Genomic DNA, 14,418 nt, shown 5'->3' with positions numbered 1-14,418 from the left:
CAAGAGACTCCGGCGCAGGTGAGCGTATGAAGACAGTCAGGGCCGCGACAATGACCGCGCGGCTATTTTCTGCGTGTTTCTCTATCCCTCGCTCGGCACTTCGGCTGTACGGCGACAGGCATATCCAACTGCCGGGTTCAGGCCGGCTCAAGCCGACGGCCGAGAGACCTAGACACGCGATTTCAGCGGACGGCGCTTCCGAAGCCAACTCAGCCAGCGCAATGGATGGCTTGTCGAACGGTTCGGCCCGCTGCGCTTCGCCTTCGACCTGCCGAGCGACGACCAGGGATTGCGCATGGTGATGCGGCGGTGGTGGCTTGGACCATTGCCCCTGCCGAAATGGCTGGCCCCACGCTCCAACGCACGGGAATGGGCGGAAGGCGGTCGCTTCCACTTCGATGTACCGATCGCCCTGCCGTTGATTGGGCGACTGGTCCATTATCGCGGATGGCTTGAACCAGCGCCAACTCAATAGTGGAGTTGTCGGTCAGCTTTGGCCGCCAAGGCGATGAATGGTTGGTAATGATCATTCTGGTTGGGTCGAGCAAATGGGCGCACTCGGCTTGACCACTGGATGCATTTGCTCAATCCTGCGCGAGTGAACGAAGTTATCGTCGATCCAGCGCCTTTCCGTTCCGGCCCCTCTGTGGTGCTCCTGGCGCGGCCTGAAGCGATCCGTCTCGATGCCGCGACGACGGCAGTCATCGTCGTGGATATGCAGAACGCCTATGCCAGCGAGGGCGGCTATGTGGACGAGGCTGGCTTCGATACCGGCCCGGCGGCGGGTGTGATCCCAAAGATTGCCGAAGTCGTCGATATTGCGCGCGCAGCGGGTATGCCGGTGGTGTTCCTGCAGAATGGCTGGGATTCCCACTATGTCGAGGCAGGCACGGCGCTCTCGCCAAACTGGCACAAATCCAATGCGCTAAAGACCATGCGGGCGCGACCCGAGCTGGCCGGCAAGTTCCTAGCGCGCGGTGGATGGGACTATGACCTTGTGGATGGCTTGCATGTGCAGGAGGGCGACCTGCGCGTGCACAAACCGCGCTATTCCGCCTTCTTCAACTCGCAGCTCGATTCCGTGCTGCGGGCACGCGGCATCCGCACGCTGATCTTCACTGGCATCGCCACCAATGTCTGCGTCGAATCGACCCTGCGCGACGGCTTCCACCTCGAATATTTTGGCGTGCTGCTGGAGGACGCAGTGCATCATCTGGGGCCGGACTTCATCCGCGAAGCCAGCCTCTACAATGTCGAGACATTCTTCGGCTGGGTAAGCAGTGTCGCCGATTTCCGCACCGCTGTCGGCCAACTGCCTAAGAAGGAGGCCTGATGCCTTTCGAACCGATCAATCCGCCGCAATTTCCCAAGCCCATCGCGCCCTATTCAGCCGGGGCCAAAGCGGGCAACACGGTCTATGTGTCGGGCGTATTGGCACTTGGAGAGGGTGGAGCGGTGCTGCATATCGGCGATGCCGCCGCGCAGACGCGCCATGTGCTGGACGTCATCAAGATCACGGTCGAGGCGGCGGGTGGCACAATGGCGGACATTGCCATGAACCATATCTTCCTCAAGGACCTCAACGATTATGCCGCTTTCAACGCGGTCTATGCCGAGTATTTTCCGGGCGACAAGCCAGCGCGCTACTGCATCAAATGCGAACTGGTAAAGCCCGACTGCCTGGTCGAGATCGCCTCGGTCGCCCATCTTGGCTGAGGCGGCAGGGCTTTACTACGAAACCCATGGGAGCGCGGATGCGCCACCGCTGATATTGTCGAGCGGCCTTGGCGGTTCGGCGACCTACTGGGCGCCGAACCTGCCGGCGCTGGCTGCGCATTTTCGCGTCATCGCCTATGACCATCGCGGCACCGGCCGCAGCGACCGCGCGCTTGCCGACACTATATCGGTCGAGGACATGGCAAGCGACATGATCGCGCTGATGGATGCCCTCGGCATCGGGCGTGCGCATTGCATCGGCCATGCGCTGGGCGGAGCCATCGGCGTCGAAACCGCTATCCGTACGGGGCGGATCGACCGGTTGGTCGTCATCAACGGCTGGCGCTTGTTATCTCCCCATACGCGGCGCTGTTTCGCCGCCCGCCTCGCATTGCTGCATGGCGCTGGCGAACGGGCCTTTCTCGAAGCGCAGCCGCTTTTCCTCTATCCGCCCGACTGGATTGCGGCTCATGACGAAGAGCTGACGGCTGACCTTGAACACCATCTCGCGGCTTTTCCGGGCGTCGAGACGATGGCCAAGCGCATCGCCGCCGTTCAGGCCTATGCGCCCTGTCCTGCGGGGCTGTCGACGCTCGAAAAGCTGCTCGTCATTGCCACCCGCGACGACTTCCTCGTGCCGTTCGCCACCGCGCTCGATCTCGCCCAGCCGGTTGCGCACGCCCGGACTGCCACGTTCGATTGGGGCGGTCATGCCTGCAACGTGACTGATCCTGACAATTTCAACCGCGTCGTTCTCAAATTCCTCAGGAGTTGAAGTCCATGCAGGTCGGCGTTTTCATTCCCATCAACAATAATGGCTGGCTGATCAGCGAGAATGCCCCGCAATATCTGCCAAACTTCGATCTCAACAAGGAGATTGCCCAGCGCGCGGAGAAATATGGTCTCGATTTCCTGCTGTCGATGATCAAGCTGCGGGGCTTTGGCGGCAAGACGCAATTCTGGGAATATGGCCTTGAGAGCTTCACGCTGATGGCGGGCCTTGCAGCGGTGACGGAGAGGATCAAGATCTTCGCCACCTGCCCCACGCTGATCATTCCGCCCGCCTTCGCCACGCGCATGGCCAATACCATTGACAGCATCAGTCATGGCCGTTTCGGGATCAACCTGATCACCGGCTGGCAGCCGCCAGAATATACCCAGATGGGCCTCTGGCCAGGCGACGAGCATTTTCGCAATCGCTACGACGTGCTCGACGAATATGCCCGCATACTGCGCGAGTTGTGGGAAAGCGGGCGCTCCGACTTCAAGGGTCAATATTATCAGATGGACGATTGCCTCGTCCGGCCCCAACCGCAAGCGGATATGAAGATCATCTGCGCGGGATCGTCCGATGCGGGACTGGCGTTCTCGGCCAAGTGGGCAGACTATGCCTTTTGCCTTGGCAAGGGCGTCAACACGCCGACCGCTTTCGCTTCCAATAACGACCGGCTGGCGAAGTTCACCGCAGAGACAGGCCGCGACGTCTCGGTTTTTGTCCTGGTCATGATAATCGCCGCTGAGACAGACGAGGAAGCCATGGCCAAATGGCGGCGCTATAATGACGGCGTCGATGTCGAAGCCATCGCATGGCTGGCCGATCAGGGCGCCAGGGACACTGTCAACACCGACACCAACGTCCGCCAACTCGCCGCGCCGGAAGGCGCCGTGAACATCAACATGGGCACATTGGTCGGCAGCTACGAAAGCGTGGCGCGTATGCTCGACGAAATGGCCGAAGTGCCCAACACCGGTGGCGTGCTGCTGACCTTCGACGATTTCCTGGAAGGCGTGGAAGCGTTCGGAACACGCATACAACCGCTGATGAAGAGCCGGGCCAGCTTATCGCAACTTTGAACGGGTTTCTAAATGGAACTTTGCGTTCCACATGCTTCGATGTCGCCGCATATTTGGTCGTCCCTGCTGAACATAATCGTTGTTACGTAAACTGGCTCCTTCGCATTAAACGTTTGCTGCGGCCTATTCATGTAAGGTGGCTGGATTTGCGCGCGAACCGTTGGCGTTGCACATGCTGCCTGCTACCGATCAGTCTATGGCCATACCCGATTACCAAAAACTGATGCTCCCTGTTCTCACAATCGCAGCAGAGGGCGAGATTCGCGTTCCTGTCGCGGCCCAAAAGCTTGCCGCCACGCTAGGATTGACCGAAGCCGAGCGGGAAGAAATGCTACGCAGTGGGAAGCAGCGGATACTCCATAACCGCATCCACTGGGCCAAATTCTATATGTCCAAGGCTGGACTAATCGACACACCCAAGCGCGGCGTGTTCATCGCAAGCAACGCTGGCAGAGAGTTATTGACGACCAATCCGCACATCTTGGACGTCGAGAAATTAAAAGATTATCAGCCTTTCGTGGAATTCTACAGTGCAACGGCTGCAACAGTGTCACCGAACGACATGCCTGCGACCAAGGCATCAACGACATCCTCCGTCACACCGGAGGAACAGATTGATGCTGCTCATTCGGTGCTTACCTCAGCACTGAAAGCTGATTTGCTCTCCCGAATCATGGAGCAAACCCCGACGTTTTTTGAACGCGTCATCGTCGATCTCCTTGTCGCCATGGGTTATGGGGGATCGCACGAAAATGCCGCGATGCGACTGGGCAAGTCCGGGGATGGCGGCATTGACGGCATCGTCGATGAAGACCGCTTGGGGCTCGATCGAATTTACGTTCAAGCTAAGCGCTACTCCGCACATGTCAGCGTTGGTCGCCCAGAGATCCAGGGTTTCGTCGGCAGTTTAGTCGGGCTTGGGGCAACGAAAGGCGTTTTCGTCACAACCTCCAACTTCAGCGCACCTGCAATAGAATTTGCGCGCGGTTTGCAGCAGAGGATCATACTGATCAACGGAGCGCGCTTGACCGAATTGATGGTGGAATTCGGCGTCGGTGTGAGAGTCGCCCGCACGGTCGAGGTAAAAAGGCTCGATGAGGACTTCTTCACGGATGAGTGAAGACGATCCAGAACTTCCCCGGCCGTTCACCCACGCTCCACCCACTGGGACGCCCCAGAAACAAGCCCAAAAGCTCACAAACAAGGCAACCCGCCGCCTCTAAGCCGGAAGGCATTTTCGCTCTGATGTCAGGAATTTGCCTATGAAGGCGCTGGTGCCGCTTACAGGACTCGAACCTGTGACCCCCGCATTACGAATGCGATGCTCTACCAACTGAGCTAAAGCGGCGTTGCGGCGGGCAGATAACAGTGGTTGGTCCGAAGGACAAGCGGGCAATTGCATTGTCGAGCCGGTCTTTTTGTGGGGAACGCAACGGACGGGGCGTTGATCGCCACCATCTTTACGGCAAATTTACCATCCGGTGCCACTGTCGAGTCCCAAAGAGGTAGAATTTTGCCTGAAATAGGGACCGACCGGATGGACACTCTGCGGGGGCATGACGTCGCCAACGACCAGGACGACTTCGATTATGCCGAGGATGCGGCGATCGACGCACCGTTGACGGTGGTGTCGGACGAACGACGGATGCAGGTGCGCGCCTATAATTATTGGGCGTCGCTGCTGGGTGACCGCGCGCTGCCATCGATCGAGGATCTGTCGCCCGATCAGCTGGAGGATTTCGGCCCGCACAGCGTGTTGCTGGATTTTTCCACCGGCCTCGACAACCCGGCCATCGTCTATCTGGGCACCGCCTTGCGGCAGGAGTGCGAGATTGAAGGCAACATCAGCTATATCAACGATGTGCCCGCACGATCGCTGCTGTCGCGGCTGACCGACCATTATCTCCAGATCGTCGCCAATGCCGCACCGATCGGCTTTGAGGCGGAATTCGTCAACCAGCGCGACGCAGAGATATTATATCGCGGCATATTGATGCCCTTTTCGTCCGATGACGAGACGATCGATTTCGTGTTCGGCGTGATCAACTGGAAGGAACTGGCGAGCCGCGACGAGCGGCAGGCGCTGGAATTGGAAGTCAGCGCGGCGCTGGCCAACGCCATGCCGGGGCGCAACGACGCGCCGGTATGGGCCGATGGTCCGGCGGGCGGCGAGACGGTCGAACCAGCACCCCAGCCCCTGCCTACGCCCGTCGCTTCGTACGACGAGGAACCGCTGGACCTGTCCGGCATGGAAAGCCCGACCGAGGACGCGCCGCTGGCCGACTGGCTGGCGCTGGCGCGCGATGGCGCGGATCAGGTCCGCACCAGCGAGGCGCGCAGTCATGCCGCGCTCTATCGCGCGATTGGCCTGGCTTATGATTTCGCTCTGGTGGCGCAGGCCCGGCCAGACGACTATGCCGAACTGCTGGCCGATTGCGGCATCAAGGTGCAGGCGCGCAGCCCGATGACCGCGATCATCAAGCTGGTTTTCGGCGCGGCCTATGACAAGACCCGGATCACCGAATATGCGACCGCGCTCGACCATGGCTGGGCATTGGGCCTGGGCGTGGGCATGTTGGCCGACCATCTGTCCAACTATAGCGGCGGCCTCAAGGCGCTGGTGCGCGACGAGCGGGCTTTGCGCCGGGCCGAAGCCCCGCCGCGCCCGGACAGGCGCGAAAATGCCCGCAGCGCGATGAAGGCCGCCGCCGCAATCGACCCGCAGGCACTGGCCACCGATGCGGACGGGCTGGCGATCGTCGTCGCCCGGCGCGAGGCGGACGGCACGGTGGTGCTGGTCGCGGCGCTGCCCGAAGGATCGGACCTGGCGCAACGGGTGATCCTGGCCGCTGCACGCTAGGGCCAGCGCAGCGCTTGACGCGCTAAAATATCCCCCGCGGCGCACCAATGTGCTGCTGCTCCGTTCGATTTTGCAGCGCACCAAATATCCGCTTGCGTCGAAACGCGAATCGACGGATAGTCTGTGTCGGCGCGATGACGTGCCTTATGGGTGTTCCTTCCGACGGGGGAACGGGACGCCCCTCATGAAACAGCAAAGCCGCTGTCCAGCTTTTCGCACATGCGAAAGTCTGGCCTGCGGCTTTTTTCGTTTTGGCGTCGGGCGTTGCGATCAATCCGCCTGCCCCGCCGAAGCGCTTTCACCATCATCAGATTTTTTCGAAGGGGGCTTCGCCATGTATAACAAGACCGACAAGAGCAGCACACCGAACCGGCGGCAGGTGATTCGCAGCGCAGGCACCGCCGCGCTGTTCACCGCCGTGCATCAGGCCTTTCCAAGCGGCGCTTTTGCCGCCGGGGCCGGGCCGGAGGTGAAGGGCGCAAAGCTCGGCTTCATCGCGCTGACCGACTGCGCGCCGCTGATCGTCGCCAAGGAGCTGGGCCTGTTCGCCAAGCATGGGATGCCCGATGTGGTCGTCGCCAAACAGGCCAGCTGGGGCGCGACCCGCGACAATCTGGTGCTGGGGTCAGGGAGCGGCGGCATCGATGGCGCTCATATCCTTAGCCCCATGCCCTATTTCATGTCGCTGGGAATCAATTCCAAGCAGACCGCGATAAGCATCCTGGCGCGGCTGAACGTCAATGGTCAGGGCATTTCGGTGTCGAAGGAGTATCTGGCGGCCAAGGCGGGGCTGAACGCCGCGTCGATGAAGGGCGTGATCGAGCAGCGCAAGGGCGCAGGCAAGAAGATCACCATGGCCATGACCTTTCCGGGCGGCACCCATGATCTGTGGCTGCGCTACTGGCTGGCGGCGGGCGGGATCAACCCCGATGTGGACGTCGACCTGATCACCGTGCCGCCGCCGCAGATGGTAGCGAATATGAAGGCCGACACGATGGACGCATTCTGCGTCGGTGAACCATGGAACGACCAGCTGGTCGCGCAGCAGCTGGGCTATACTGCGGTATCGACCGGGCAGATGTGGATGAACCATCCCGAAAAATGCTTTGCCATGCGGTCCGACTGGATCGCGCAAAATCCGCGCGCAGCCGTGGCGATCACCGCCGCCGTGCTGGAAGCGCAGCGCTGGGCCGACAATCCGGCCAATATTTCGCGGCTGGCGATGATGGTGTCGGGCCGCGATTATCTCAAATGCCCGGTCAGCGACATTGCCGACCGTTTGCAGGGCAATTTTACCATGGGCGACGGGCGCAAATATCCCAATGCGCCGTTCAAGATGAAATTCTTTAACGGCTATGCGTCCTTCCCGTACAAGAGCCACGACCTGTGGTTCCTCACGGAAAACCAGCGCTGGGGCAAGCTGCCCGCCAACCTCAACACCAGCGCGATCATCGCCAAGGTCAACCGGGCCGACATCTGGCGCAAGGCAGCGGGCGTGCTGGGCGGCAAGGGTCCGGCCAGCGACAGCCGGGGCGTCGAAAAATTCTTCGACGGCAAGACGTTCGATCCCGCCAATCCCAAAGCCTATCTGGCCAGCCTGAAGATCAAGAAGATCTAGTGTGCAGGCCCAAAACCGGAGTGTCATCATGTCCTCTCTTTCCACTCTCAAGGTCGTGCCGTTGAGGCGGGACGACCCACAGGCCGCCGCCGTGGTGGCGACGCCTGCACCGGTCGAGGCGGTTGTCGCGCCGGTCATGCCGCAAGCCGCCCCGGTCGCGGGGCTGGCGCAGCTCTGGCTGGACCGCGGACGGAGTGTTGCTGCGTCCGTCCTGCCGACGATGCTGATGATCATCACGCTGCTGTTCGTGTGGCAGCTGAGTTGCAGCGCGCCTGACGCCAGCTTCCCCAGCCCGATGAAGGTGTGGGAAGAGAGCCATGAGGTGATCGTCCACCCCTTCAAGGGCGTATCGCTCGACCTGACCGGCCTGCATATCGACGATCAGGGCGATGTCGGCATTGCCGCCCATATACTGACCAGCCTGTCGCGGGTCATGATCGGCTATGGCATGGCGGCGGTTGCGGGCATCGCGCTGGGCGTGCTGATCGGGCAAAGCCCCTTCGCCTATCGCGCGCTCGATCCGTTGTTTCAGGTATTGCGCACCGTGCCGCCGCTGGCCTGGCTGCCGATCAGCCTGGCGATCTTCCAGAATGCCGGGCCATCGGCGCTGTTCCTGATCTTCATCACCGCCATCTGGCCCATCATTCTGAACACCGCGTCGGGCATTCAGCAAATCCCGCTGGCCTATCGCAACGTCGCCAGGGTGCTGGGTCTGAACCCGGTGGAATATTTCCTGCGCATCATGTTGCCCGCCACCGTGCCGCCGATGTTCACGGGGCTTCGCATCGGCATCGGCATGAGCTGGCTGGCGATCGTTGCCGCCGAAATGGTGCAGGGCGGCACCGGCGTCGGCTTCTTCATCTGGGACAGCTACAACAGCTCGCTCCTCACCGACACGATCGTCGCTTTGCTGTGGATCGGCATGGTCGGCTTCACCCTCGACCGCATCGTCGCCGCCATTGGCCGCATCGTCGCCCGATCGAACTGAAAGGACCGGTTCCATGAAACAGAGAAGCTATCTGGCGATCGAGGATGTCACGGTCGAGTTTCCGACCAAACAGGGTCCGTTCTGCGCGCTCCAGTCGATCGACCTGTCGGTCGAGCGCGGCGAATTCGTGGCGCTGATCGGCCATTCGGGTTGCGGCAAGTCCACCCTGCTCAATGTCGTGGCGGGGCTGGTGAAGCCCAGCCGGGGCGTCTTGTTCCTGGACGGTGACGTCATCAGCGGCCCCGGCCCTGACCGCGCCGTGGTGTTTCAGGACCATTCGCTGCTCCCCTGGCTGACAGTCGAGGAGAATGTCCGGCTCGCTGTCGATAAGACCGCCGGGGACAAGAGCAAGGCGGAACGGCGCGACTGGGTGCTGCACAATCTGGAGCTGGTACAGATGGCCCATGCCGCGCGCAAGCGGCCGGGCGAATTGTCGGGCGGCATGAAGCAGCGCGTCGGCATCGCCCGCGCCATCGCAATGAAGCCGCGCATCCTGTTGATGGACGAACCGTTCGGCGCGCTCGACGCGCTGACGCGGGCGGCGTTGCAGGATGTGGTGATGGAATTGCAGGCGAGCCTCAACAACACCGTGCTGATGATCACCCATGATGTCGATGAAGCGGTGTTGCTCGCCGATCGCGTCGTCATGATGACCAACGGCCCGGCGGCACGCATTGGCGAGGATCATGCCGTTGCCATGGCCCGTCCGCGCGATCGCTTGAAGGCGCTCGACATGGCCGAATATGCTGCGGCCCGTCATGCGGTGGTGCATTTCCTGCACGAACGTTATCGTAACCCGACGGTGGGCCGCGCGGCCTGATCCAGGTGACATAAGGGGGCGCGGCGGCGGCAAGCCGCGCCTTTTTTGGCCGGGATCGCCGCATATCCCCCCTTGCCACCACCGACAAAGCGCGCCAATCAGCGGCGCAACGGGGATAAAGAGGATAGCGGGCCAATGAGCTATTATGACGTGTTGATCGTGGGCGCGGGCCATGCGGGGGCGCAGGCGGCGATTTCCCTGCGCCAGTCGGGCTTTGAAGGTTCGGTCGCGATGATCGGCGACGAAAAAGACCCGCCCTATGAGCGTCCGCCGCTGTCGAAGGAATATTTCGCGGGCGACAAAAGTTTCGACCGCATCCTGATCCGCCCCGCCACCTTCTGGGGTGAGCGCAATGTCGATATGCTGCTTGGCCGTCGCGTGAAGAGCGTCGATGCGGTCGGCAAATTCGTGACCGCTGGGGACGAGGAAATCGGCTATGGCAAGCTGATCTGGTGCACTGGCGGCAATCCCCGCATGCTGACCTGCAACGGTGCTGACGCCGCCAATGTCCATGCCGTGCGCCGCCGCGACGATGTTGACGCGATGATGGCGAAGATCGACAGCATCAACCATGTGACGATCATCGGCGGCGGCTATATCGGGCTGGAGGCGGCGGCTGTTCTGTCCAAATTCGGCAAAAAGGTCGTGCTCTTGGAAGCGCTCGACCGGGTGCTGGCACGGGTTGCGGGTGAGGAATTGTCGCGCTTCTATGAAGCAGAGCATCGCGCCCATGGCGTGGACCTGCGCACCGGTGCGCGGATGGATTGCATCGAAGTCACCGATGGCAAGGCAACCGCCGTGTTGATGACGGACGGTGAGCGGATCGCCACCGACATGGTGATCGTGGGCATCGGCATCATCCCCGAAACCGGCCCGCTGATCGCCGCCGGAGCTGCGGGTGGCAATGGCGTGGACGTGGACGAATATTGCCGCACCAGCCTGCCCGACATTTATGCCGTGGGCGATTGCGCCGCGCATGCCAACCGTTTTGCCGGTGGCGCGCAGATGCGGGTGGAATCGGTGCAGAACGCCAATGACCAGGCCAAGACCGCCGTGGCGCACATCATGGGCAAGGAAGAGGCCTATGACGCAGTGCCATGGTTCTGGTCGAACCAATATGATCTGAAGCTCCAGACCGTGGGCCTTTCGACCGGCTATGATCAGGCGATCCTGCGCGGCGACCCGGCGGCGCGCAGCTTTTCGGTCGTCTATCTGAAGGGCGGCAAGGTCATCGCGCTCGATTGCGTCAACATGGTCAAGGATTATGTCCAGGGCCGCGCGCATGTGCTGGCGGGCGCCGCGCTGGATCAGGCGCAGCTGGCCGACGCGAGTGTGCCTTTGAAGGAAGTGGGAATGGCGTAAAATCTGCATCCGTTCGCTTCGAGCGAAGTCGAGAAGCCGGCAGCGCGCGCCAAGCGTTTCTCGACTTCGCTCGAAACGAACGGAGGTAAGGCTTTACCCCCGAAAACTGGCCTTCATCGCCAGTTCCCACGGGCCACCGCGATAATGCCAGGCGGCCAGCCCTGCGATGACGAACGGGCGGGGCTGGAAATCTGCGCGCAAAGCCTCTGCCAGCGCTTTGGCCTCCGCCGGCTTCACCTTGTTCTGCACCGTGACATGCAGGCGTGGCCGGGCCTGATCCTGCGGCGTCAACAGCCCGGTGAAAGCGTCGGCCAGTTCATCCCGCATCGCCGCCAACTCCGGGCTATCGATCCGGTAGGCGACCCCCTGCCCCAGCAGCATGACGTCGCTCAACCGCGCGACCGGCGCGCGGCCCCGGCACAGCGCCTTGATCCGGTCCCCCACCTCGCCCAGTGCGGAGGGCGGCAGGTGGTGAAACAGGGTGATGTGCGCGGACAGGACATTACGCTCCGGCGGGAAATGCGCGCGGCGCAGTCCATCCGCCCAGGCAAAGTCCGCCGCGCCCATCAAGGCGCTGACGATAATAGGGGCGCTCACCCGGCGGGATGCGCCTTCAGCCAGTCCAGCACAGGTTCGGGCATGGATTCGCCATAGGGATCTTCATCTTCGCCAATATCGTTGATCCCCGGTTCCTCGAACCAGGCGACGATCTTGCCGTCGTCCACCACCATCGCATAGCGCCAGCTGCGGTCGCCAAAGCCCAGGTGATTTTTCTTGATCAGCATCCCCATGCGACGGGTAAAATCGCCCGACCCGTCCGGCAGCAGCTTGACCTTCTGCAACCCCAGTTGCTTGCCCCACTGAAACATGACGAAGGCGTCGTTGACCGACACGCAATAGACATCGTCCACGCCCAACGCCTTGAAATCATCATAAGTGCGCTCGTACGCCGGGCATTGTTCGGTCGAGCAGGTCGGGGTGAAAGCGCCGGGCAGCGAAAACACCACCACCCGCTTCCCCGCAAACAGATCGCCCGTCTGCACATCCTGCCAGCGAAAGGGGTTCGGCCCCTCGACAGTTTCGTCGCGCACGCGCGTCTTGAGGATCACATTCGGTACGGATCGTCCTAGCATGGCTCATGTCCTTACATGTCTCACCGCTTCCGCGCGGCCTGCGAAAGGTATATGATCGGTCCACGGCGGCCCTGCAATGGGACACGTCATGGGGGGAGATGAATCATGAAAACGCCACGCTATTTTACCGTCATTGCCATCATCCTGCTGCTGTGGAACCTGATGGGACTGGCGGCCTTCGTCATGCAATATACAGCTGACCTGACGGAATTGGCCAAAACCGATCCGACGACGGCGCAGGCCTTTGCCGCCATGCCGACATGGGTGTGGATCGCCTATGCCATCGCCGTTGGCGCAGGGACGCTGGGGGCGATCGCGCTGCTGATGAAGAAGGCCGCCGCCGCCAGCCTGTTCCTGATGTCCGTCATCGCGGTCATCGTGCAGTTCGGCTATACCTTCCTTGGCACCGATCTGCTGGCGGTGAAGGGACCGTCGGTGTTCGCTTTCCCCGCCTTCATCGTGGTGATGGCAATCCTCCAGCTGCTCTACGCCCGTAATCTGGTGGGCAAGGGCGTGCTGAGTTAATCCACACGCCAGCGTGGAGGAGCCGGGAGGGAGAGGAACTGGATCATGCAGACACCGCGTTCTTTTTGGCCCGTTGGTCTCGCCGCGCTGGCGTGGAACCTGCTGGGCGACATGTCCTTTGCCGCCCAATATGCGATGGACATGGACGAGCTGGCCAGAACCTCGCCCGATATGGCGCGGGTTTATGGCCAGATGCCCGGCTGGGTTTGGACCGTGTTCGCGGTCGCCGTGGGTGCAGGGACGCTGGGGGCTGTGCTGCTGCTGTTGAAGAAAGCGCTGGCGGTGCCGGTCTATGCACTCTCGCTGGCGGCGATCATCCTGCTGTTCGCGCAGAATTTCCTGGCGACCGACATGCTGGCGGTGGAGGGATGGGACGCAGTGCTGGTGCCTGCGCTGATCTTTGTCGCTGGGGTTGCGCAACTGCTCTATGCGCGGGCGATGAAGGCCAGAGGGGTGTTGGCGTAAAACACCTCGTCATCCCGGACTTGATCCGGGATCCAGAGCGGCCCGCATTGCCCTATGACGCTCTGGATCCTGACGTTCGTCAGGATGACGGCGGCTTTATAGCTCACCCCTTGATCGCCTGATCTCGAACCATTTGCGCACATTTTCATTATGCTGCTGGTAGGTGTCGGCGAAGATATGCCCGCCCTTGCCGTCCGCGACGAAATAGAGCGCCTTGGTCTGCGCCGGGTGCAGCACGGCGGCGATCGACAGGCGGCCCGGATTGGCGATCGGCCCCTTGGGCAGGCCAACCATCGCATAGGTATTATAGTCGTTGACCGCCGCGATTTCCGATTTGCGGATGCGGCGGCCCAGCGGCTTGCCCCGCGTGATCGGATAGATGATCGTGGGATCAGCCTGAAGCATCATATTGGTGCGCAGCCGGTTGCTATAGACGCCCGCGACCATCTGCCGTTCGGACGGGAGCGCCGTTTCCTTTTCGACGATGCTGGCCAGGATGATCGCCTCGCGCGGGCTTTTGGCGACCGTGCCCGGCGCGCGTTCGGCCCACAGCTTTGCCAGCTCCTTGTCCATCGCCGCCTGCATCCGCGCCAGCACCGCCGCGCGGCGTTCGCCCTTGTCGAAGGCATAGCTGTCGGGCAGCACGCTGCCTTCTTCCGGCACCGGGATGTCGCCGGTCAGCTGGTCATTGGCCATCAGCCGCTCATGCACCAGGATCGACGGCATCCCTTCAGGGATGGTGATCAGGCGGGTGAGCGTCTTGCCGCCTTGCAGGATCGAGAGGATGTCGCTGTTGCTGGCACCGGCTGGGATGACGAACTCGCCCGCCTTGATCGACGTGCCGCCGCCAAATATCTTCGCCCGCGTCAGGAAAGCGTCGGCGGACAGCACCGCACCAGACCGCTTGAGCAGCACCGCAGCGTCCGACAGCGTGGCCCCGTCGGGCACGACGATGCTGATATCCTGTTTCGCCGGGCCTTTCTCGGTCCAGCCCACCACGAAGCGGAAGGCGATAAACGCCGCAACGGCCAGGCCGATCAGCAGAATGATACAGCCAAGCCGTCGCATGGAAATGGC

The 14,418-nt window shown here is 61.8% G+C and carries 15 protein-coding genes, 1 tRNA gene and 1 pseudogene; 13 read left to right on the top strand and 4 right to left on the bottom strand.

Annotated elements, in window-relative coordinates:
- Nucleotides 1-232: 232 nt before the first annotated feature.
- The 6 genes and pseudogenes from Q0D44_RS17470 to Q0D44_RS00975 all read left to right on the top strand — a co-directional run.
- Nucleotides 233-475: pseudogene (locus Q0D44_RS17470) on the top strand (DUF4166 domain-containing protein); the annotation flags it as partial.
- A 99-nt stretch (nt 476-574) separates the two neighbouring features.
- Nucleotides 575-1,333, top strand: a complete 759-nt coding sequence (gene rutB, locus Q0D44_RS00995) for a pyrimidine utilization protein B (protein WP_294131077.1) — start codon at nt 575-577, stop codon at nt 1,331-1,333.
- Nucleotides 1,333-1,716 (top strand): pyrimidine utilization protein C, encoded by a 384-nt coding sequence (gene rutC, locus Q0D44_RS00990; RefSeq protein WP_294131076.1) that lies wholly within the window; start codon nt 1,333-1,335, stop codon nt 1,714-1,716. The genes rutB and rutC overlap by 1 nt, the downstream gene beginning before the upstream one ends.
- Nucleotides 1,709-2,491 (top strand): pyrimidine utilization protein D, encoded by a 783-nt coding sequence (gene rutD / locus Q0D44_RS00985; RefSeq protein WP_294131074.1) that lies wholly within the window; start codon nt 1,709-1,711, stop codon nt 2,489-2,491. Before rutC ends, rutD begins: the two co-directional genes overlap by 8 nt.
- 5 nt (nt 2,492-2,496) lie before the next feature.
- Complete coding sequence (gene rutA / locus Q0D44_RS00980) at nt 2,497-3,570, top strand: pyrimidine utilization protein A (protein ID WP_294131071.1); 1,074 nt, start codon at nt 2,497-2,499, stop codon at nt 3,568-3,570.
- Nucleotides 3,571-3,742: 172 nt separating this feature from the next.
- The gene (locus Q0D44_RS00975) at nt 3,743-4,690 is read left to right on the top strand and encodes a restriction endonuclease (protein ID WP_294131068.1); all 948 of its coding nucleotides are present in this window, start codon (nt 3,743-3,745) and stop codon (nt 4,688-4,690) included.
- Nucleotides 4,691-4,842: 152 nt separating this feature from the next.
- Here the strand turns inward: Q0D44_RS00975 and Q0D44_RS00970 are convergent.
- Nucleotides 4,843-4,918, bottom strand: a tRNA-Thr gene (locus tag Q0D44_RS00970).
- A 189-nt stretch (nt 4,919-5,107) separates the two neighbouring features.
- Here Q0D44_RS00970 and Q0D44_RS00965 point away from each other — a divergent pair.
- From Q0D44_RS00965 to Q0D44_RS00945, 5 genes are all read left to right on the top strand, one after another.
- Complete coding sequence (locus tag Q0D44_RS00965; protein WP_294131066.1) at nt 5,108-6,430, top strand: hypothetical protein; 1,323 nt, start codon at nt 5,108-5,110, stop codon at nt 6,428-6,430.
- Between the two features lie 334 nt (nt 6,431-6,764).
- Nucleotides 6,765-8,048 (top strand): CmpA/NrtA family ABC transporter substrate-binding protein, encoded by a 1,284-nt coding sequence (locus tag Q0D44_RS00960; protein ID WP_294131064.1) that lies wholly within the window; start codon nt 6,765-6,767, stop codon nt 8,046-8,048.
- Nucleotides 8,049-8,076: 28 nt separating this feature from the next.
- On the top strand, nt 8,077-9,036 hold the full coding sequence (ntrB, locus tag Q0D44_RS00955; protein WP_294131061.1) for a nitrate ABC transporter permease: 960 nt from the start codon (nt 8,077-8,079) through the stop codon (nt 9,034-9,036).
- A gap of 13 nt (nt 9,037-9,049) precedes the next feature.
- A complete protein-coding gene (locus tag Q0D44_RS00950) occupies nt 9,050-9,856 on the top strand; it encodes an ABC transporter ATP-binding protein (RefSeq protein WP_294131059.1) in 807 nt (268 codons plus the stop codon).
- A gap of 135 nt (nt 9,857-9,991) precedes the next feature.
- Nucleotides 9,992-11,218 (top strand): FAD/NAD(P)-binding oxidoreductase, encoded by a 1,227-nt coding sequence (locus Q0D44_RS00945; RefSeq protein ID WP_294131057.1) that lies wholly within the window; start codon nt 9,992-9,994, stop codon nt 11,216-11,218.
- 93 nt (nt 11,219-11,311) lie between these two features.
- On the opposite strand, the gene Q0D44_RS00940 is transcribed toward Q0D44_RS00945, so the two are convergent.
- Both Q0D44_RS00940 and Q0D44_RS00935 read right to left on the bottom strand, forming a co-directional pair.
- Complete coding sequence (locus Q0D44_RS00940) at nt 11,312-11,815, bottom strand: 2'-5' RNA ligase family protein (protein ID WP_294131055.1); 504 nt, start codon at nt 11,813-11,815, stop codon at nt 11,312-11,314.
- Entirely contained in the window at nt 11,812-12,351 is a 540-nt protein-coding gene (locus tag Q0D44_RS00935; protein ID WP_294131053.1) for a peroxiredoxin, read from the bottom strand. The genes Q0D44_RS00940 and Q0D44_RS00935 overlap by 4 nt, the downstream gene beginning before the upstream one ends.
- A gap of 105 nt (nt 12,352-12,456) precedes the next feature.
- Here Q0D44_RS00935 and Q0D44_RS00930 point away from each other — a divergent pair, with 105 nt between their 5' ends.
- Together Q0D44_RS00930 and Q0D44_RS00925 are read left to right on the top strand one after the other, a co-directional pair.
- Nucleotides 12,457-12,876, top strand: coding sequence for a sugar transporter (locus tag Q0D44_RS00930; RefSeq protein WP_294131051.1), 420 nt, complete (start codon nt 12,457-12,459; stop codon nt 12,874-12,876).
- A gap of 45 nt (nt 12,877-12,921) precedes the next feature.
- Nucleotides 12,922-13,341, top strand: coding sequence for a sugar transporter (locus Q0D44_RS00925; protein WP_294131048.1), 420 nt, complete (start codon nt 12,922-12,924; stop codon nt 13,339-13,341).
- 96 nt (nt 13,342-13,437) lie between these two features.
- Here the strand turns inward: Q0D44_RS00925 and mltG are convergent, their stop codons facing one another.
- Nucleotides 13,438-14,409: an endolytic transglycosylase MltG gene (gene mltG / locus Q0D44_RS00920; protein ID WP_294131046.1), complete on the bottom strand. Its 972-nt coding sequence runs from the start codon at nt 14,407-14,409 to the stop codon at nt 13,438-13,440.
- Between the last annotated feature and the right edge of the window lie 9 nt (nt 14,410-14,418).

This window comes from Sphingobium sp. (assembly GCA_023266575.1).
In the GTDB taxonomy this organism is placed as follows: Bacteria; Pseudomonadota; Alphaproteobacteria; order Sphingomonadales; family Sphingomonadaceae; genus Sphingobium.
This window is presented reverse-complemented; position numbering and strand designations above follow the sequence as displayed.

Coding starts and splice junctions, on each gene's coding strand:
- Q0D44_RS00965 (WP_294131066.1), top strand. CDS start 5,108: ATGGACACTCTGCGGGGGCATGACGTCGCCAACGACCAGGACGACTTC.
- Q0D44_RS00925 (WP_294131048.1), top strand. CDS start 12,922: ATGCAGACACCGCGTTCTTTTTGGCCCGTTGGTCTCGCCGCGCTGGCG.
- Q0D44_RS00945 (WP_294131057.1), top strand. CDS start 9,992: ATGAGCTATTATGACGTGTTGATCGTGGGCGCGGGCCATGCGGGGGCG.
- rutC (WP_294131076.1), top strand. CDS start 1,333: ATGCCTTTCGAACCGATCAATCCGCCGCAATTTCCCAAGCCCATCGCG.
- ntrB (WP_294131061.1), top strand. CDS start 8,077: ATGTCCTCTCTTTCCACTCTCAAGGTCGTGCCGTTGAGGCGGGACGAC.
- Q0D44_RS00930 (WP_294131051.1), top strand. CDS start 12,457: ATGAAAACGCCACGCTATTTTACCGTCATTGCCATCATCCTGCTGCTG.
- rutB (WP_294131077.1), top strand. CDS start 575: ATGCATTTGCTCAATCCTGCGCGAGTGAACGAAGTTATCGTCGATCCA.
- Q0D44_RS00935 (WP_294131053.1), bottom strand. CDS start 12,351: ATGCTAGGACGATCCGTACCGAATGTGATCCTCAAGACGCGCGTGCGC.
- mltG (WP_294131046.1), bottom strand. CDS start 14,409: ATGCGACGGCTTGGCTGTATCATTCTGCTGATCGGCCTGGCCGTTGCG.
- Q0D44_RS00960 (WP_294131064.1), top strand. CDS start 6,765: ATGTATAACAAGACCGACAAGAGCAGCACACCGAACCGGCGGCAGGTG.
- Q0D44_RS00950 (WP_294131059.1), top strand. CDS start 9,050: ATGAAACAGAGAAGCTATCTGGCGATCGAGGATGTCACGGTCGAGTTT.
- Q0D44_RS00975 (WP_294131068.1), top strand. CDS start 3,743: ATGCTGCCTGCTACCGATCAGTCTATGGCCATACCCGATTACCAAAAA.
- rutA (WP_294131071.1), top strand. CDS start 2,497: ATGCAGGTCGGCGTTTTCATTCCCATCAACAATAATGGCTGGCTGATC.